The sequence below is a fragment of the Streptomyces sp. ASQP_92 genome (genome assembly GCF_025399895.1).
In the GTDB taxonomy this organism is placed as follows: domain Bacteria; phylum Actinomycetota; class Actinomycetes; order Streptomycetales; family Streptomycetaceae; genus Streptomyces.
In genome coordinates this window covers 392,402-411,377 of the sequence record NZ_JAODUA010000001.1, presented here as the reverse complement: position 1 = coordinate 411,377, position 18,976 = coordinate 392,402, and the positions used below count along the sequence as shown (strand labels likewise).

Annotated in this window: 13 protein-coding genes; 8 read left to right on the top strand and 5 right to left on the bottom strand. The window is 71.8% G+C overall.

Features of this window, described 5'->3' with window-relative positions; translation table 11 throughout:
• The first annotated feature begins 135 nt into the window (after positions 1-135).
• Positions 136-1,182, top strand: coding sequence for a hypothetical protein (locus N4G70_RS01815; RefSeq protein WP_261710571.1), 1,047 nt, complete (start codon positions 136-138; stop codon positions 1,180-1,182).
• A 66-nt stretch (positions 1,183-1,248) separates the two neighbouring features.
• On the opposite strand, the gene N4G70_RS01810 is transcribed toward N4G70_RS01815, so the two are convergent.
• A complete protein-coding gene (locus N4G70_RS01810) occupies positions 1,249-1,719 on the bottom strand; it encodes an NUDIX hydrolase (RefSeq protein WP_261710570.1) in 471 nt (156 codons plus the stop codon).
• Positions 1,720-1,969: 250 nt separating this feature from the next.
• Here N4G70_RS01810 and N4G70_RS01805 point away from each other — a divergent pair, with 250 nt between their 5' ends.
• Positions 1,970-5,296 (top strand): S8 family serine peptidase, encoded by a 3,327-nt coding sequence (locus N4G70_RS01805; protein WP_261710569.1) that lies wholly within the window; start codon positions 1,970-1,972, stop codon positions 5,294-5,296.
• Between the two features lie 66 nt (positions 5,297-5,362).
• Here N4G70_RS01805 and N4G70_RS01800 read toward each other — a convergent pair whose 3' ends face one another.
• Positions 5,363-6,832 carry a M28 family metallopeptidase gene (locus N4G70_RS01800; protein ID WP_261710568.1) on the bottom strand — a complete coding sequence of 490 codons (1,470 nt, stop codon included), beginning with the start codon at positions 6,830-6,832 and terminating at the stop codon, positions 5,363-5,365.
• A 258-nt stretch (positions 6,833-7,090) separates the two neighbouring features.
• Between N4G70_RS01800 and N4G70_RS01795 the strand changes: the two genes are divergently transcribed.
• Complete coding sequence (locus tag N4G70_RS01795) at positions 7,091-8,107, top strand: aspartate-semialdehyde dehydrogenase (RefSeq protein WP_261710567.1); 1,017 nt, start codon at positions 7,091-7,093, stop codon at positions 8,105-8,107.
• 633 nt (positions 8,108-8,740) lie between these two features.
• On the opposite strand, the gene N4G70_RS01790 is transcribed toward N4G70_RS01795, so the two are convergent.
• Entirely contained in the window at positions 8,741-9,235 is a 495-nt protein-coding gene (locus N4G70_RS01790; RefSeq protein ID WP_261710566.1) for a DUF1203 domain-containing protein, read from the bottom strand.
• A 131-nt stretch (positions 9,236-9,366) separates the two neighbouring features.
• Here N4G70_RS01790 and pepN point away from each other — a divergent pair, with 131 nt between their 5' ends.
• Complete coding sequence (gene pepN, locus N4G70_RS01785; RefSeq protein ID WP_261710565.1) at positions 9,367-11,943, top strand: aminopeptidase N; 2,577 nt, start codon at positions 9,367-9,369, stop codon at positions 11,941-11,943.
• Positions 11,944-12,038: 95 nt separating this feature from the next.
• On the opposite strand, the gene N4G70_RS01780 is transcribed toward pepN, so the two are convergent.
• On the bottom strand, positions 12,039-12,974 hold the full coding sequence (locus N4G70_RS01780) for a helix-turn-helix domain-containing protein (protein WP_261710564.1): 936 nt from the start codon (positions 12,972-12,974) through the stop codon (positions 12,039-12,041).
• A gap of 127 nt (positions 12,975-13,101) precedes the next feature.
• Here N4G70_RS01780 and N4G70_RS01775 point away from each other — a divergent pair, with 127 nt between their 5' ends.
• From N4G70_RS01775 to N4G70_RS01765, 3 genes are all read left to right on the top strand, one after another.
• A complete protein-coding gene (locus N4G70_RS01775; protein ID WP_261710563.1) occupies positions 13,102-14,154 on the top strand; it encodes a trans-acting enoyl reductase family protein in 1,053 nt (350 codons plus the stop codon).
• Between the two features lie 267 nt (positions 14,155-14,421).
• Complete coding sequence (locus N4G70_RS01770; RefSeq protein ID WP_261710562.1) at positions 14,422-15,210, top strand: alpha/beta fold hydrolase; 789 nt, start codon at positions 14,422-14,424, stop codon at positions 15,208-15,210.
• Between the two features lie 134 nt (positions 15,211-15,344).
• A complete protein-coding gene (locus N4G70_RS01765; RefSeq protein WP_261710561.1) occupies positions 15,345-16,175 on the top strand; it encodes an alpha/beta fold hydrolase in 831 nt (276 codons plus the stop codon).
• A gap of 544 nt (positions 16,176-16,719) precedes the next feature.
• Here the strand turns inward: N4G70_RS01765 and alc are convergent.
• Positions 16,720-17,886 (bottom strand): allantoicase, encoded by a 1,167-nt coding sequence (gene alc, locus N4G70_RS01760; RefSeq protein ID WP_261710560.1) that lies wholly within the window; start codon positions 17,884-17,886, stop codon positions 16,720-16,722.
• 133 nt (positions 17,887-18,019) lie between these two features.
• Between alc and N4G70_RS01755 the strand changes: the two genes are divergently transcribed.
• Positions 18,020-18,925, top strand: a complete 906-nt coding sequence (locus tag N4G70_RS01755; protein WP_261710559.1) for an aldo/keto reductase — start codon at positions 18,020-18,022, stop codon at positions 18,923-18,925.
• The last annotated feature ends 51 nt before the right edge of the window (positions 18,926-18,976 follow it).

The following is an 18,976-nucleotide window of genomic DNA, read 5'->3' as shown; positions in this document are numbered from 1 at the left end:
ACCCGTTCGGGGGGCCCGGGAGCGGGCCCCCTGATCGGCACTCGAACGCCCGTACTTTAGTACGGGCTTGTCCGGGTTTGTCGACGGCCTTGTAACAGCGGTTAGCGGGCGGTCCGGCTGCGGAAAACCCCGCGCATGAACCACAACACCCCGCTCTCCCCCCGCCCCCTGAGCCACCTCACCGACGTGCAGCGGCGCGTGCTCTCGACCAACCAGCTCCGCGCGCACGGGGTTTCGGCCGCGCGCACCGCCGCCCAGTGCCGTCCCGGCGGCCCCTGGCAGCAGCTGCTCCCCGGCGTGTACGTGCTGCACCCGGGCCCGGCCACCAGCGAGGAGCGGCTGCATGCCGCGCTGCTGTACGCGGGGTGGCCGGCCGCCGGGCGCGCCAAGGGCATCCCGGAGCAGGGCAAGCCGGCGCCCGTAGAGGCTCCACAGGCCATCGTGACGGGGCTCGCGGCGCTCGCCCTGCACCGGTTCTCCTCGGCGCCTCCCCTGCTCTCGCTCGACCGGATCGACATCCTGGTGCCGCGCACCCGGCGGCTGCGCTCCACGGGCTGTGTCCAGTTGGTGCGGGCGCACGCGATGCCCGGCGCGGAGATGATCGCGGGGGTGCCGGTGGCGCCGGTGCCCCGGGCCCTCGCCGACGCGGTCGCGGTCCTGGACGACGCCGAGGCCGTACGCCGTCTGCTGACCGAGGCGGTGCGCCGCGGCCACACCGAACCGGCCGCGATCGTGCGGGAGTTGACGCAGGCGCGGCTGCTGACCCGGGACCATGTGGTGGACGCGGTGGACGCGCTGCTCGCCGAGGGGCGCTCCATCGCCGAGGAGCGGCTGTACACGATGGTGCGCGGGTTCGGCCTGCCGGACCCGCTGTGGAACGTGGACCTGCGGCTGCCGGGCGGGCCGCACCTGGGGGGCCTGGACGCGTACTGGCCCGAGCACGCGGTGGCGGTGGAGCTGGACACCCGGGCGCCGCGGCAGGGCCAGGAGGAGGAGGCCGAGCAGTGGAAGGAGTGCACCCGCAAGCGCGAGGCCCTGGAGCGGCTCGGGATCACCGTCGTGCACATCACGCCGAAGAAACTGCGCGACTGCCTGGAGCAGCAGGCGGCCGTGGTGCGGACCGCTCTGATGGCGGCCGCCGAGCGGGAGCCCGCCGCCTATGTGGTGATCCTCCCCCGCTGATCCCGGTCGCGGGCGGCGGGCCTTCAGGAGGGGAACGGCCCGCCTCCCGCGACCGAAGGGCGCGGCTCAGTCCGTGTCCGGGTGTGCCTTGCCCGTGGGGGGCCGGGTGCGCCACAACCGCACGCCCACGTCGACGAGTTCGACCCGGTCGAGGCCGGCCACCTCATCGAGACGGTGCCAGGCGGCGAGGTCGGTGGAGCCGTTGGTCTCGTGGCGCAGCTCGCCGCCGGTGACCCGGCCCTCGTACACGATGCGCAGCCCCTGGAAGTCGGCGAACCGGCCGAGCTTGCGCGGATAGCGCCGGTTGATGGAGTCGATGCCGAGGAGTTGGACCGGCTCGACGACATAGCCCGTCTCCTCGTCGAGTTCGCGGACCACCGTGTCGAGGGGGTCCTCGCCGTGGTCCATGCCGCCGCCCGGCAGCGTCCACCGCTTGGTGCCGTCCCGGGCCACCCAGCGGGCCAGAAGGATCTCCTGGACGCCTGCCGTTTCCCGGACGCATACGGCGTAGGCCGCCACCCGCAACTCCGTGTTCATTTGGTGAGGTTACGGGTCGGGGTGGGCGGGCGCTGCTCCCCGGGTGGGCTGTCGGCTTCCAGGGCCGTGGCGGCCCGCTCCGATCGCCCTGGCGGGTTGTGCGCGATGGCGGGAATGTGCCATGTGCACATCACGTAACGGTCAACTCTCCACAAACAACTGTCACATAGGCAATGCTCAGCGGTCATCCGGTACCGAAATGCGAACCGCTTACGAGTCCGGGCCCTTACCCACTCCACAGGGATGCTGAATGACCACTGAATCCCCGCGCCCCATACCCGGGGCGAGACGCACGGCCCGAATAGCGGCGGCGGCCGGCCTGGTGGCCGCGCTCGTCACGGCGGGCGCCGCACCGGCCTTCGCCGCCACCGGCAAAGACGACCCGTCGAGCGTGCCCCCGGTGAAGACCGCTCCGGCCAAGACCGCCGAGGACAAGCTCGGCAAGGCCGACGAGCAGCGTCTCGCCGAGGCGCAGGCCAAGGGCGACAAGAGCGTCACCGTCATGGTGGCCACCGCCCCCGGCGCCACCTCCGCCGTCGCCGAACAACTGCACGCGGTCGCGGGGGCGACCGTGGGCAAGCAGGACGACAAGCTCGGCTACGTCCGGGCGACGCTGCCGACGGCGAAGGCCGAGGCCGCTCTGAAGGCCGCGGCGAAGCTGCCCTCGGTGCACGGCATCGACCTCAAGCAGGACATCCCGCTGGACGACCCGACGCCCTCGGGCGACACGTCGAACTCCGCCAAGCAGCTCCGCACCTCGGGCAGCTACCCGGCACCGGACAAGAACACCCCCGCGAAGAACCCGTACAACCCGAGCTTCGAGACGGGTGCGGTCGACTTCGTGAAGCAGCACCCGCAGGCGGACGGCCGCGGGGTCACCATCGGCATCCTGGACTCGGGTGTCGACCTCGGCCACCCGGCGCTCCAGAAGACCACCACCGGCGAGCGCAAGATCGTCGACTGGGTCACCGCGACCGACCCGGTGCAGGACAACGACGGCACCTGGCTGCGCGCCAACACCGCGGTGTCCGGGCCGGTGTTCACGGCGGGCGGTAAGACCTACAAGGCCCCGGCCGGCGCGTACGACTTCTCCACCTTCGCCGAGAAGGTCACCGCGGGCGGCGACGCCAAGGGCGACCTGAACCGCGACGGCGACACCTCCGACAGCTGGGGCGTGCTCTACGACCCGGTCGCCGGCACGGTCACCGTGGACCTCAACAACAACAACGACTTCACGGACGACGCTCCGATGAAGCCGTACAAGAACGGCTACCAGGTCGGCTACTTCGGTACCGACAACCCGGCCACCGATGTCGTCGAGCGGGTGCCGTTCACCGTCGAGATCCGCAAGAACGTCGTCTACGACGCGGCCGGGCACACCTCGGACTACGTCAACATCGGCGTCATCGAGTCCGAGCACGGCACCCACGTCGCGGGCATCACCTCCGCCAACGGCCTGTTCGGCGGCGCGATGAGCGGGGCCGCGCCCGGCGCGAAGCTCGTCTCCTCGCGCGCCTGCAACTGGGACGGCGGCTGCACCAACATCGCGCTGACCGAGGGCATGATCGACCTCGTCACCAACCGTCACGTCGACATCGTCAACATGTCGATCGGCGGCCTGCCGGCGCTCAACGACGGCAACAACGCGCGCGCCGAGCTCTACAAGCGCCTCATCGACACCTACGGCGTCCAGCTGGTCATCTCGGCCGGCAACGACGGCCCGGGCGTCAACACCATCGGCGACCCCGGCCTCGCCGACCACGTCATCTCGGTGGGCGCCGCCATCTCCAAGGAGACCTGGGCCGCCAACTACGGCTCCGGCGTCTCCACGGCGTACCAGATGATGCCGTTCTCCTCGCGCGGCCCGCGTGAGGACGGCGGCTTCACGCCGACGCTGAGCGCCCCGGGCGCGGCCATCAACTCCACCCAGACCTGGCTGCCCGGCAGCCCGGTCAAGGAATCGGGCTACGACCTGCCGGCCGGCTACTCGATGCTCCAGGGCACCTCGATGGCCTCCCCGCAGGCCGCCGGCGCCTCGGCGCTGCTGATCTCGGCCGCCAAGCAGCAGGGCATCGACCTGCCGCCGGCCGATCTGCGCACCGCGCTGACGTCAACGGCCAAGCACATCAAGGGAGTTCAGGCCTACTCCGAGGGTGCCGGCCTCATCAACGTCGTGGGCGCCTGGGACGCGGTCAAGCAGACCGCCAAGAAGCACGCTCCGGCGCACGAGTACACGGTCACCGCGCCGGTCTCCAGCGCGCTCGGCTTCGCGCTGAAGACGCCGAACGTCGGCACCGGTATCTACGACCGCGAGAGCGGTCTGAAGGCCGGCCAGAAGAAGACGTACGACGTCACGGTGGTCCGCACCACGGGCCCGGACAAGAACGTGAAGCACAAGCTGTCGCTGAAGAACGACGACGGCACGTTCAAGGTGGTCGGCGACGACGAGGTGAACCTGCCGCTCGGCAAGCCCGTCACCGTCAAGGTGCAGGCGCAGCCGAGGTCGGCCGGCGTGCACAGCGCGATCCTCCAGGTCGACGACACCAAGACGGTCGGCGTGGACCAGCAGATCATGGCCACGGTCGTCGTCGCGACGCCGATCGCGGGCCCGGGTTACACCTTCACGGCGTCCTCGACGGTGCAGCGCAACTCCACCATGTCGTACTTCGTGAACGTCCCGGCCGGTGCGAAGAACCTGGAAGTCCGCATGGGCGCGCTGCGCTCGGGCAGCCAGACCCGCTTCGTCTCCATCCACCCCTACGGTGTGGCCGTGGACCCGACGGGCACGCCGAACTGCTACCCGAACTACGACAACCCGGCCAACACCTGCCGCCCCGACCTGCGGTCGTACGCCAACCCGCAGGCCGGTGTCTGGGAGATCGAGGTCGAGGCGCGCCGTACGTCGCCGTACCTGGACAACTCCTTCAAGCTGGACGTCTCGGCGCTCGGCGTCACCTTCGACCCGGCCACCCAGACGGTGCCCGAGGCGAAGACCGGCACCCCGGCCCCCGTGCAGTGGAAGGTCACCAACAACTTCGCCGCCCTGGAGGGCAAGCTGAAGGGTGGCTCGCTGGGCTCCGCGAAGGTCGCCACTCCCACCATCAAGACCGGTGAGACGCAGACCAGCACGGTCACCATCGGCGCGGGCGTCGAGCACCTCGACGTGTCGATCGGCGGCACCTCGGACAAGGGCGCCGACCTCGACCTGTACGTCCTGGACCAGAACGGCAAGACGGTCGCCAAGTCGACGACCAGCAGCTCCGACGAGTCGGTCAGCGTGGTCAAGCCGGCCGCGGGCACGTACACGATCCAGGTGGCCGGCTACGCCGTCCCGTCCGGGTCGACCACGTACGCCTACAAGGACGTGTACTTCGCGCCCTCGCTCGGCACCCTGAAGGTCGACGAGAGCAAGACCGTCAAGCTGGCGAGCGGCACCTCGGCGCAGGTCGCCGCGGACGTCGTGGTGGCGGGCGCGGCCCCCGAGGGACGCCAGTTCTTCGGCACCGTGCAGCTCGTGAACGAGCGCGGCACCGCCGCGGGCACCGGCAGCGTGATCATCGGGAAGGTCACGCAGTAACGGCCCGTACGAACACGGCGGGGCGGGTGCTCATCACGAGCGCCCGCCCCGCTTGTTCGTGGCCCCTCAGTTCTGGATCGAGCTCAGGTCGTAGGCGTAGGTGCCCACGGCGTGCGCGATGACGTCGATGTTGAGGTCGAAGAACCGCGCGTCGATGTTGTCCAGCGTGTCGCCCGCCGCGTGGTAGTTGGGGTCGAAGGCCTCGCCCGCGCGCCCGCCCCACTTCTCGGCCTGCGCGGGCGTCTTGATCTCCTCGGCGCCGGTGTAGGTGCCGCCGGCCGGGATGCCGACGGCGATGAAGGGCCCGTAGTCGGAGCGGCCGTCGAAGTCATAGCCCTCGTGCGGGACGTTTCGTCGGTCGAGGTAGGTGTTGATCAGGCCCTCGATCCGAGCCGAGCCCGCCGGGCCGGGGCCCGCGCCCTTGTGGTCGGAGTCGTCGCCGTCGTAGACGAGCTGGGCGGCGTTGGGCGAGCCGATCATGTCGAAGTTCAGATACAGCTTGATCTGCTTCTTCTGGCTCTCGGTGAGGTTCTTCACATAGTGCTCCGAGCCGAGCAGGCCGAGCTCCTCGCCCGACCACCAGGCGAACCGCACCTTGTGCGGCAGCTGCTTGGGGTGCTTCCTGGTCTGCTTGGTCTCCTCGGCGAGCTTGAGGGCGACTTCGAGCAGACCCGCGGATCCCGAGCCGTTGTCGTTGATGCCGGGGCCCGCGGGGACCGAGTCGAGGTGGCTGCCGAGCGCGACCACCTGGTCCGGGTCGCCGGTGCGGGTCTCGGCGATCACGTTGCGGGTCTTCTTGGCGAGCGCCTCGGTGGCCACGTCCAGGGTGACCTTCACCGGGCCCTTGGCGATCTGCCCGGCGAGCGCCTCACCGTCGGCCAGGGTGATCCCGGCGGCCGGGATGTGGGCGTTGCCGGGCGCCTCGACGGTGCCGTGCACCGGCTCGGTGCCGGAGTGGTTGTAGAGGATGATCCCGGCGGCGCCCGCCTTCGCGGCGACGGCCTCCTTCTCCTGGAAGGTGCAGCTTCCGCGCTTCACCAGGGCGAACTTCCCGGCGAAGCCCCCGGAGGCGTAGTCGTCGTAGTCGTCCAACGAGCAGCCCGGGGTGTCGTCCACACGGGCGGCCTTCAGCTCGGCGGACAGCCCGCCCGCCGGGGTCGAGGCGCTGAACCCATAGGCGGCGACCGGGAGTTGACGCCCCTGGACGGTCAGCTGCTGGCGCAGGGTCTTCGACTCGTAGAACGTGAAGTCCTGGTACGCCACGTCGTACCCGGCGCGCTTGAGCTGCCCGTACACATAGGCGGCCGAGGCGTCGAAGCCGGGGGTGCCCGCGGCGCGGTTGCCGCCGTTGGCGTCGGCGATCTTCTGGAAGGCCTCCAGATGACGGCGGGCGCTCTCCCCCGACGCCTCCTTGGCCAGCTTCTTCGCCAGCTGGGGATCGTGGGTCCCGCGGGCGACGGCGGGGGTCGCGAGGGACAGGATCACCGGGGCGAGGGCGAGGGCGGTTATGGCCCGGCTGCGGCGGGATACGGACACGGGAAATCCTCCGGAAGGCGGTGCGGTGTCGCCGATGATCGACCGGCTTGTCAGGACCGTAGCCAGCAAAAACGGCTCCCCGGGGCATTTCGGGGCGGATGCAACACGGATGCCATGGACTTGTCACAAGTGGGCAGGTGTCCCACACCCCGGACAATGGATTGGACAAGTCCGCCGTGCCCCGACGCATCATGGGTGCGCCGGAGCCGTACACGACCACGTGAGCAGCACGTGCGCACCAGCACCAAAGGAGACACCGTGAGGGTCGGAATCGTCGGAGCCACCGGACAGGTCGGCGCAGTCATGCGGAAGATCCTCGTGGAGCGCGCCTTCCCGGTCGAGGAGCTGCGCCTGTTCGCCTCCGCGCGCTCCGCGGGCACCGTCCTGGACGGCGTCACGGTCGAGGACGCGTCCACCGCCGACTACACGGGCCTGGACATCGTGCTGTTCTCCGCGGGCGGCGCCACCTCGCGCGCGCTGGCCGAGAAGGTCGCCTCGCACGGCGCCGTCGTGATCGACAACTCCTCCGCCTGGCGCGGCGACCCCGAGGTCCCGCTCGTGGTCTCCGAGGTCAACCCGCACGCGATCAAGGACCGCCCCAAGGGCATCATCGCCAACCCGAACTGCACCACGATGGCCGCGATGCCGGTCCTTCGCCCGCTGCACGACGAGGCCGGCCTCACCGCGCTGGTCGCCACCACCTACCAGGCCGTCTCCGGCTCGGGCCTGGCGGGCGTGGCCGAGCTGCACACCCAGGCCTGCAAGGTCGCCGAGGCGGCCGACCAGCTCACCTTCGACGGTGACGCGGTCGAGTTCCCCGAGCCAGGCGTCTACAAGCGTCCCATCGCCTTCAACGTGCTGCCCCTCGCGGGCAACCTGGTGGACGACGGCTCCTTCGAGACCGACGAGGAGCAGAAGCTCCGCAACGAGTCCCGCAAGATCCTGGAGATCCCGGAGCTGAAGGTGTCCGGCACCTGCGTCCGCGTGCCGGTCTTCTCCGGCCACTCGCTCCAGGTCAACGCCCGCTTCGCGCGCCCGATCAGCGTGGAGCGCGCGTACGAGCTGCTCGGCGCGGCTCCCGGCGTCGAGCTCTCCGAGATCCCGACGCCGCTCCAGGCGGCGGGCAAGGACGCGTCGTACGTGGGCCGCATCCGGGTCGACGAGACCGTGGAGAACGGTCTGGCGCTGTTCCTGTCCAACGACAACCTCCGCAAGGGCGCTGCGCTGAACGCCGTCCAGATCGCGGAGCTGGTCGCCGCCGAACTGAAGGGCTGAGCGCCCCTTCGACCCCCTGCGGCCCGCATTTCCCCCTTGGACCGTGCGGGGCCGCTCGCGCAGTTCCCCGCGCCCCTCGACTCTCTCGATCGTGCGGACCGTGCCCGCTTCTCGCGCAGTTCCCCGCGCCCCCAAGGGGCTGACGCCCAGCCCCGCCACGGGCGCGGGAATCTGCGCAACCACAGGATCGGGGCGAAGCCCCGCTAGAGGGGCGCGGGGAACTGCGCGACCAGCCGGCCACGGCCCGCACCCGAAGGTCAAGCTTCCTGGGGCTCCGCCCCAGACCCCGTATCGCGCCTGAACGGCGCTCGTCCTCAAACGCCGGACGGGCTGAAATGCCCGATGCGGGCCAGCATCAGTACCGCTAAGGGGCGCGGGGAACTGCGCGAGAAGCGACCACGATCCGCACGGTCGAGAGGGGTTAGGGGCGCGGGGAACTGCGCGAGAAGCGACCACGACCCGCACCCGCCCACAACCACCGGGGCGAAGCCCCGAAAAGGGGCGCGGGGAACTGCGCGACCAGCCACAAACAACCCGCACCCGACAACGGGGCCGGGGCGAAGCCCCGTTCGTAGGGGGCGCGGGGAACTGTGCGGGCGACTCACGACGGCCCGCACCCCATCGGCCGGCCGCTCAAGGCCTCCGCACCTCGAACTGAAAGCACCCGTACTCCACCGCACGGACGTGCACCAGAACAACCTCGGGGTCGCGGAACGCCTCGTCGAGCGCGGCCGAGAAGGCCGCCTCCGCGGCCGGCGGGATCTCCAGGAGCCGGCCCCCCACGATCCGCCCCGCCCCGTCGTAGCGCCGCAGCACCCGCCGCGCCCCCGCCCGCGCGAAGGGATAGCCCTCCCCGGAGGGCCCGTCGCAGGGGTCGGCGTGGATGAACACCGGCCCCTGCTCGTCGTACGCCCCCGGCGACACCGACATCCGCGCGGCCCAGCGCCGCAGCGGGGCGTACGAGACCAGGGCGATCCGCTCCCCGGGCGCGACGGGCCGCAGACAGCAGCGCAGGGGGTCACCGCCCTCGGGGTCGACGAAGGGGACGCAGGGGCGCCCGGCGTCGTCGGTGTCCCGGAGCTGCTCGAGAACGGCGGGCTCGATGGCCCGCGCGGTGTAGATCGTCATGGCTCCAGGGTGGTCGCGAGAGGCCCCGTTCCCCGGCGGAAAACGGACATCGCGCTGCGCGCACACCGCGTGCAAGGATGGCCGGAACGTCACGATCTGATGGAACTGAAGCATCTGAAGGAGATGACCGGGTGCCTGGCACGAATCTGACCCGTGAAGAGGCGCAGCGGCGGGCAGCCCTGCTCACCGTTGACTCGTACGAGATCGAGCTCGATCTGAGTGGCGCACAGGAGGGCGGAACCTACCGTTCCGCGACCACCGTGCGCTTCGATTCGGCCGAGTCCGGGGCGGAGACCTTCATCGACCTGGTCGCGCCGACCGTGCACGAGGTTGTCCTGAACGGGACCCCCCTGGATCCGGCCGCCGTGTTCGAGGACAGCCGGATCACGCTGGCCGGTCTGCACGCGGGCCGCAACGAACTGCGGGTCGTCGCGGACTGCGCCTACACCAACACCGGCGAGGGCCTGCACCGCTTCGTGGACCCGGTGGACCAACAGGCCTACCTGTACACGCAGTTCGAGGTTCCGGACGCGCGCCGCGTCTTCGCCTCGTTCGAGCAACCGGACCTGAAGGCGACCTTCCGGTTCACCGTGAAGGCCCCGAGCGGCTGGACGGTGATCTCCAACTCCCCGACCCCGGAGCCCAAGGACGACGTCTGGGCCTTCGAGCCGACGCCGCGCATCTCCACGTACATCACCGCCCTGATCGTGGGCCCGTACCACTCGGTGCACTCCTCGTACGAGGGCCCGGGCGGGCAGTCGGTGCCGCTGGGCATCTACTGCCGTCCCTCGCTCGCGGAGTTCCTCGACGCGGACGAGATCTTCGCGGTGACCCGGCAGGGCTTCGACTGGTTCCAGGAGAAGTTCGACTGCGCCTACCCGTTCGCCAAGTACGACCAGCTCTTCGTGCCGGAGTTCAACGCGGGCGCGATGGAGAACGCGGGCGCGGTCACCATTCGTGACCAGTACGTCTTCCGCTCGAAGGTGACGGACGCCGCCTACGAGGTGCGCGCCGAGACCATCCTGCACGAGCTCGCCCACATGTGGTTCGGCGACCTGGTGACCATGGAGTGGTGGAACGACCTCTGGCTGAACGAGTCGTTCGCGACCTACACCTCGATCGCCTGCCAGGCGTACGCGCCGGGCTCCAAGTGGCCGCACGCGTGGACCACGTTCGCCAACTCGATGAAGACCTGGGCCTACCGCCAGGACCAGCTTCCCTCCACGCACCCGATCATGGCGGACATCCGCGACCTGGACGACGTCCTGGTCAACTTCGACGGGATCACCTACGCCAAGGGTGCCTCGGTCCTCAAGCAGCTCGTCGCCTACGTCGGCATGGACGAGTTCTTCCAGGGCGTGCAGGCGTACTTCAAGGCGCACGCCTTCGGCAACACCCGCCTGTCCGACCTGCTCGGCGCGCTGGAGGAGACCTCGGGCCGCGACCTGAAGACCTGGTCGAAGGCGTGGCTGGAGACGGCCGGCATCAACGTGCTGCGCCCCGAGATCGCGGTCGACGACGCGGGTGTCGTCACTTCCTTCGCCGTACGCCAGGAGGCCCCGGCGCTCCCGGCCGGCGCGCAGGGCGAGCCAACGCTGCGCCCGCACCGCATCGCGATCGGCCTCTACGACCTCGACGCGGCCGGCAAGCTGGTGCGCACCGACCGGGTCGAGCTGGACATCGACGGTGAACTGACCGCCGTGGACGCCCTGGTGGGCAAGGCCCGCCCGGCCGTCGTGCTGCTCAACGACGACGACCTCTCGTACGCGAAGGTCCGGCTCGACGAGGAGTCCTTGCGGGTCGTCACCGAGCACCTGGGCGACTTCACCGAGTCCCTGCCGCGCGCCCTGTGCTGGGCCTCGGCCTGGGACATGACCCGCGACGGCGAGCTGGCGACGCGCGACTACCTGGCGCTGGTCCTGTCCGGCATCACCAAGGAGTCCGACATCGGCGTGGTGCAGTCCCTGCACCGCCAGGTGAAGCTGGCCCTCGACCTGTACGCGGCGCCCGAGTGGCGCGACACGGGCCTGACCCAGTGGACCGACGCGACGCTGGCGCACCTGCGCACCGCCGAGCCGGGCAGCGACCACCAGCTCGCCTGGGCCCGCGCCTTCGCCGCGACCGCCCGCACTCCCCAGCAACTCGACCTGCTCCAGGCCCTGTTGACGGGTGCGGAGGTCATCGACGGCCTCGCCGTGGACACCGAGCTGCGCTGGGCGTTCGTGGGACGCCTCGCGGCGACCGGCGTCTTCGACGAGGCGGAGATCGCGGCGGAACTGGAGCGCGACAGGACCGCGGCGGGCGAGCGCCACGCGGCGACCGCCCGCGCCGCCCGCCCGACGCCGGAGGCCAAGGCCGAGGCGTGGGCGTCGGTGGTGGAGTCCGACAGCCTGCCCAACGCGGTCCAGGAGGCGGTGATCGGCGGCTTCGTCCAGACCGACCAGCGCGAGCTCCTCGCCCCCTACTCCGCGAAGTTCTTCGAGGCCGTCAAGGGCGTGTGGGAGTCCCGCTCGCACGAGATCGCCCAGCAGATCGCGGTGGGCCTGTACCCGGCGCTCCTGGTCTCCCAGGAGACCCTGGACGCGACGGACGCCTGGCTCTCCTCGGCCCAGCCCAACGCGGCCCTGCGCCGCCTGATCTCGGAGTCCCGCGCGGGCGTCGAGCGGGCGCTGCGGGCGCGGGCGGCGGACGCGGCGGCCTCCGCGTAACGCCCGGCCGACCCGAGGGGGCGGGGCGCGGTCTCTCGGAGGCCGCGCCCCGCCCCTTCTTTCGCGCCCTCCGGTGCAACCTCATGGGGCAGGGCTCAGGGGCGGAAGGTGCGGCGGTAGGTGTCGGGCGGGACCCCCACACTGCGGTGGAAGTGGCGGCGCAGGGTGGTGGCGGTGCCCATGCCGGTGCTCGCGGCGATGGCGTCCACGGTGGCGTTGGTGGTTTCGAGGAGTTCCTGGGCGCGGCGGATGCGCTGGGTGTGCAGCCATTGCAGCGGCGTGGTGCCGGTGAGGTGTTTGAAGTGCCGGCCGAGGTGGCGCGAGCTCATACCGGCCCGGCGGGCCAGGTCCTCCACACTGAGCGCCTTGTCCAGTCGCTCCAGCGCCCAGGGGAAGAGTTCGCTCAGCGGGTGGTTGCCGGGGGCGGGCAGCGGGGTGGCGATGAACTGGGCCTGGCCGCCGTCGCGGTGGGGCGGGATGACCAGACGCCGGGCGATCTTGTTGGCGTTGGCCGAGCCGTGGTCGAGGCGGACCAGGTGCAGGCACAGGTCCATGGCGGCGGCCTTGCCCGCCGAGGTGAGGACGTCACCGTTGTCGACGTAGAGGACGTCCGGGTCGACGGTGGCCGCCGGGTGGCGCCGGGCCAGCTCCCGGGTGTGGGCCCAGTGGGTGGTGGCGCGCCGGCCGTCGAGCAGTCCTGCCGCGCCCAGGACGAAGGCGCCCGTGCACAGCGAGGCCACCCGGGCACCGGCCGCGTGCGCGGCGCGGACCGCCTCCACCAGGTCGGACGGTGGTTCGCGGTCGGTGTCGGCCCAGCCGGGGACGATCACCGTGTCCGCACGGGCCAGGTGGTCGAGTCCGTGGTCCGGTTCGAGGCGGAAGCGGTTGATGCGGACCGGGCCGTTCCCGCAGAGGGCGAAGTCGTACCAGGGGTTCACGACGTGGGCCAGGTCGGACCCGAAGATTTCGAGGGCCACGGACAGCTCGTAGTGGAGCATGCCGTCGGTGACGGCCAGCGCGACGGTGGGCATGTCCGAAACTGTACGTGCCATGTCGTTTCCGACGCTCGTGCGGGGCGATCCCCCGGGACAGGATGGGGGTGTCGGGCCGCGGGGGATCAGCACCGCGGCGGGCGTCCGGATACAGGGGAGCGGTCTCATGGGGTCAGGTCAGCTGGTGGCGGTCTTCGGCGCGTACGGTCACACGGGACGGTTCGTGGTCGCGGAGCTGGTCTCGCGGGGGTTCGTCCCGGTGCCGTCCGGGCGCAACGCGCAGGCGGTGGGGGAGCTGGCCCGCGAGCACGGACTCGAGGCGCGGGTGGCGTCGGCCGAGGACCCGGCCTCGCTGGACCGGGCCCTGGCGGGAACGGTGGCGGTCATCAACTGCGCCGGCCCCTTCGCCTCGACCACCGGCCCCGTCATCGAGGCGGCGCTGCGCGCCGGGATCCCGTACCTGGACGTGGCCGCCGAACTCGAGGCCAACCTCGACACCTTCGCCCACTACCGCGAGCGGGCCCGGGACGCGGGAGCGGTGATCGTCCCCGCCATGGCCTTCTTCGGCGGTCTCGGCGACCTGCTGGCCACCGCGGCGATGGGCGACTGGACCGAAGCCGACGAGGCCCACATCGCCTACGCGCTCAGCAGTTGGCACCCCACCGCCGGCACCCGCCTGTCGGGCGCGGTCTCCCGCGAGCGGCGCGGCGACCACCGGCTGCGCTACAGCGGCGGCCGGTGGGAGCGCCGCACCGACGAGGCGCCCACCCTGGAGTGGGCCTTCCCGGAGCCGATCGGGCCCCGGCAGGTGATCGGGGAGTTCACGATGGCGGACGTCGTCACCGTCCCCCAGCACCTGTCCATCCCCGAGGTGACCACGTACATGACCACCGAGGCCGTCCGCGACATCGCCACGCCCGACACCCCGGCCCCGACCGCCGCCGACGGAAGCGGCCGCTCGGACCAGACGTTCCTCGTCGACGCCGTCGTGCGCTCGGGCGGCACCGAACGCCGGGCCTCGGCGAGCGGCCAGGACATCTACGCGGTCACCGCGCCCCTGGTCGTCGAAGCCCTGGAACGCGTCCTGACGGGCCGCACCAGGACCAAGGGCGTCGCCCCCGCCGGCGAGCTCTTCGACGCCCCGGACTTCCTGCGCGCCCTGGCCCCGCACATCACCCTCGATGTGAACCCGCACACCCCCGGGCGACAGACCCCCTGACGGGCGCGGCCCACCCGCCGCTCCACCCCGCATCGCGCCCCGCACATCACCCTCGCCCTGCCTCCGCACACCCCCGGGCGACAGACCCCCTGCCCCGGGAGCCGGGACCCGGGACCCGGGAGCCGGGAGCCGAGGTGCCCCGCACATCGCCTTCGGTGTGCACCCGCACTCCCCCGGCGACAGACCCCCTGACGGGCGCGGCCCACCCGCCCCCGCCGCACCACCCCTCACCACTCCTCACCACTCGACCCAACGGAGCACCGCCTCATGTCCGTTCAGCCAGCCCGCGCCGGCCTGACCGTGGACGGTCGCGCGCTGTCCTATCTGGACTTCGGCGGCGAGGGCCGCCCCCTCATCGCCCTGCACGGCCACCTCTCCGAAGGTGCCTCCTTCGCCGCCCTGGCCGCCGCCCTCGGTCCCGAGTGGCGGGTGATCGCCCCCGACCAGCGAGGCCACGGCGACTCCGGGCGCGCCCTCGAATACACCCGCGCCGGTTACCTCGCCGACCTCCTCGCCCTCGTCGACCACCTCGGCATCGACCGGGCGGTCTTCCTCGGCCACTCCCTCGGCGGGGTCAACGCCCTCCATCTCGCCGCCAAAAGGCCGGAGTTGGTCGAGGCCCTGATCGCCGTCGACACCGCCGTCGACCTCCCCGACCACGGAACCAGCGCGCTCGCGTTCGTGCTCGGCTTCCCCTACACCGCCGCCACCCGCGAGCAACTGGCCGCCGCGTGCGGGCCTTTGGGCCCCGTGATCGGTCCGGCGCTGCGCCCGCTGCCCGAAGGCGGCTGGCGACTGCCCTTCCACCCGCAGGACACCGTCGACTCCGAGAATCTCGTCCGCGGCGACCACTGGAAGCAGTGGCTGGCCACCGACTGTCCCGCGCTCCTCGTCCACGGGCTGCGCAGCCAGGTCCTGCCCGCCGAACAGGCCCGCGCGATGTGTGCCCGGCGTCCCGGCACGGTCTACCACCCGCTGGACACCGACCACTTCGTCCCGCAGGCCGACCCCGAGGGCTTCGCCACCGCGGTCCGGGCGTTCCTCGCACGCATCTGAACCACCCCGAGGCCGGGCCGCCGCCCCTCTCCCGCCCGGCCTCCGCCATGACCCCGCGGGTAATGGCCCTGCGTGCGGCGCCGGGCAAGGATGGTGTCACCGCCCCACAGCCACCCCACGGAGGGGACCCAGTCATGCCGTACTTCACGTCCACGACCGATCGCACCCGCCTCCACTTCGTCGACTACGGTCCGGCGAGCGGCCCCGCCCTCGTCTTCGTCAGCAGCTCCTACTTCGGCACCGAGATGTGGGAGTACCAGATGCTCCCGCTGGCGGCCGAGGGGTTCCGGTGCGTCGGGCTCGACCGCCGGGGCCATGGGAGGTCGGACGACGTCTGGGACGGCTTCGACCTCGATACGCTGGCCGGCGATCTGGGCGCGCTGCTCGACCACTTGGACCTGCGCGACGTCACGCTGGTCGGGCACTCCTTCGGCACCGCCGAGGTCGTCCGCCACCTGACCCTCGGCGGGGGTGAGCGGGTGGCCCGGGCCGTCCTCGTCAGCGGGGTCGCCCCGGGTCCTGCCCGGTCCCAGGATCATCCCGGGGGACTGGATCCGGAGCGTATGCGCGCGTTCAACGAGACCTTCCGCAAGGACCGGGCGAAGTTCTTCAGCGACGGGGCGGACGCTTTCTTCGCCCGCCACCTCCCGGGCCCCGCGGTGTCGGACGCGTACGTGGCGCACATGGTCGACCGCTGTCTCGGAGCGACCGCCCGGGCCGGAACGGCCCTCAACGACCTGCTGGTCACGCTGAACCTCGTACCGGAACTGGCGAAGATCGACCGCCCGGTCCTCGTCGTGCACGGCTCCGCCGACGCCTCGGCCCCGCTCGACCTCACGGGCCGCCGCGCAGCCGCCCTGATCCCGGGCGCGGACCTGCGCGTCTACGAAAACGCGGGCCACGGCCTGTTCGCAACCCACGCGACCCGCCTCACCGAAGACCTGCGCGCCTTCGCGTGCGCGTGACGGATGCGCATCCGGTGGGCCATGGGGGCCGGGGGGGCTTCGCTGGGGGTGCGGGGGGCTTTGCTGGGGGTGCGGGGGGCTTCGCCCGGGGTGCAGGTTGCGCAGCCCTGGCCCGGGGTGCAGGGGCGCAGCCCTCGCCCGGGGGTGCGGGGGGCGCAGCCCCCGCCCGGGGGTGCAGGGGGCGCCGCCGCCGCCCGGGGGTGCAGAGCCCGCAGCCCCCGCCCGGAGTGCAGGGGGCACAACCCCCGCCCGGGGGTGCAGAGCCCGCAGCCCCCGCCCGGAGTGCAGGGGGCACAACCCCCGCCCGGGGGTGCAGAGCACGCAGCCCCGCTGGGGGTGCAGGGGGCGGAGCCCCCGCCCGGGGTGCAGGGGGCGGAGCCCCCGCTGGGGGTGTGGGGGCGGAGCCCCCGAACACACCCCCCGCACCCCCACCCGCCGGAGGCTTTCGGGAAGGGGCGGGGTGGGGAATGAAAACCGCCCGGCGGACGGGCGTCATACGCGCAACCGTTCCGCCGGGCGGGAGTCCGAGCCGAGCGGACCGGGGTCAGCCGGTCAACTCCGCGTGGCGGCGCCGCAGTTCGGCCGCACCCTCCACCGTCAGCACACCGTGCAACCGCATCCGGGCCACCCCGCCGTCGGGGAACGCGTCGAGCCGGACATGGGTCGCCACCGCCTGCGCGGGGAGGCGGAACCGGTGCAGGGTGTCGGGCTGGAGCCGCGTACGCGGGATGATCTCGAACCACTCCCCCGTCTCACCGTTGCGCCCGCTCAGCGCGATCCACCCCGCCGAGTTGCCCTTGAGGTACGCCGTGTCGATCTCGACCGCCCTGATCGCCCCCTGCGCGACCAGCCGGAAGCGCACCCAGTCGTTGGTGTCGCGGACGCGGCGACGACGGTTCTCCCAGCCGTCGTCCATCTTGCGGGACGTGCCGGGCAGGATGATCTGCGTCGGGGACGAGTAGAACTTGTCCGAAGCGTCCTCGTACGCACCGCCGTTGACGACCGCCACGAGGTCGATCGTGCCCAGCGTGTCGAGCCACTCCGGGTCCGGTACGACCTCGCCGTGCACGCGCAGGCGGGCCACGCCGCCGTCGGGGTGCTGGCACAGGCGGATGTGGGTGTAGCGGCGGCCGGTGGTGATCTCGAAGCCGTTCTCGGCATGGCCCCGCACCGGCGTCGGCGGGATGATCTCGTCCCACTTCACGTCGTCGGCGAGGAGCCGCTCGGGGCTGGGCGAGCCCTCGACGGCGGCGGCCTGGACCGAGATCCGCTGCGGGTAGTTGCCGCGGAAGTGCGCCGTGTCGACGACGATGCCCTTGATCACGCCGGGCGCGCCGAGCCGGACGAGCGCCCAGTCGTGGTCCTCGGGGGCGGGGAAGACGTGGTCGGCGTCCACCCCGCGACGGCGGCGGGTCTCCCAGCCGTCCATGATCTTGCCCTTGTGTCCGAAGTGCTCGGGGTCGAACACGGCGCGCTCGCGGACGAGGAGGTTCTCGCGCTCGGCGAAGAACTCGTCGTTGGCGGCGATGACTCCGGCGCCGAGCCTGCGGTCGGCGAGATCGACGAGTTCGGTGAAAGCGAAGTCGCCCGAGCGGTAGTCGGCGTACGGGTCGCCGCCGCCGTAGGGCGCGGCGTCGTTGGCGTGCGGGTCGACGGCGGAGGCGGTCTCGGCGTTCTTCGCGTTCTCGGCGTTCTCGGCGGCAGGAGTCATGCCCCGACTTTCGCTCGCCCCACCGCTCACGTCCATCGAAAGTTTCCGTACGGTCTCTTCAGTCCAGCTGAACAGTGCTGGCAGCTTGTGGCCATCTCGCGGCATCGCGCGCCCGCGCTGCCAGACTCCCGTCATGACCACCACCTCTGAGACGATCACCGCGGCCGCCGCGGGCACCTGGCAGCTCGGCGATCTGACCGTCAACCGGATCGGCTTCGGCACGATGCGGCTGCCGCAGCGGGGCGCGGCCCTGGTCGCCGACGCCGTCCCCAGCGACCGGGCGACGGCGATCGCCGTACTGCGCAAGGCAGTTGAGCTGGGCGTGAACCACCTCGACACCGCCGCGTTCTACTTCTCGCCGCTGCGCTCCGCGAACGAACTGATCAACACGGCGCTCGCCCCGTACGCGGACGATCTCGTCATCACCACCAAGGTCGGTCCCTGCCGGCTCCCCTCGGGCGAATGGGGCGAGCACGCCAGGACGCCCCGGGCGCTGCGCGGGCAGGTCGAGGAGAACCTGCGCCAGCTCGGCCGGGACCACCTGGACGTGGTCAACCTGCGGATCGTCGGCACCGATTCGATCGCCGAGCGCTTCGGCGCGCTGGCCGAGCTGCGCGAGGCCGGCCTCATCCGGCACCTGGGCCTGTCCAATGTGCGCCCCGCCCACCTCGACGAGGCCCTCGCCATCGCGCCCGTCGTCTGCGTACAGAATCCGTACGGCATCGGCGCGCCCGCCGAGCAGGAGGAGATGCTGCGGCTGTGCGGGGATCGGGGCATCGCGTTCGTGCCGTTCTACGCGATAGCGGGAGGCGGCCGTGAGCGGGGGGCGAGCGGCACGGAGAGCGACGAGGTACTGGCCGTCGCGCGCGATCGGGGCGTGAGCACGGCCCAGGTCCGCCTCGCGTGGACCCTTCAGCGCGGCCCCCACGTCCTGGCCATCCCCGGCACGGGCGACCTGTCCCACCTCACCGAGAACATCGCAGCCGGTGCCCTGACCCTGACCCCCGCCGAACTGTCCCGCCTGACCTCAACCCCCTGAAGGATCAAAGCCCCCCGGGACTCCTGGGGCTCCGCCCCAGACCCCGAAGCA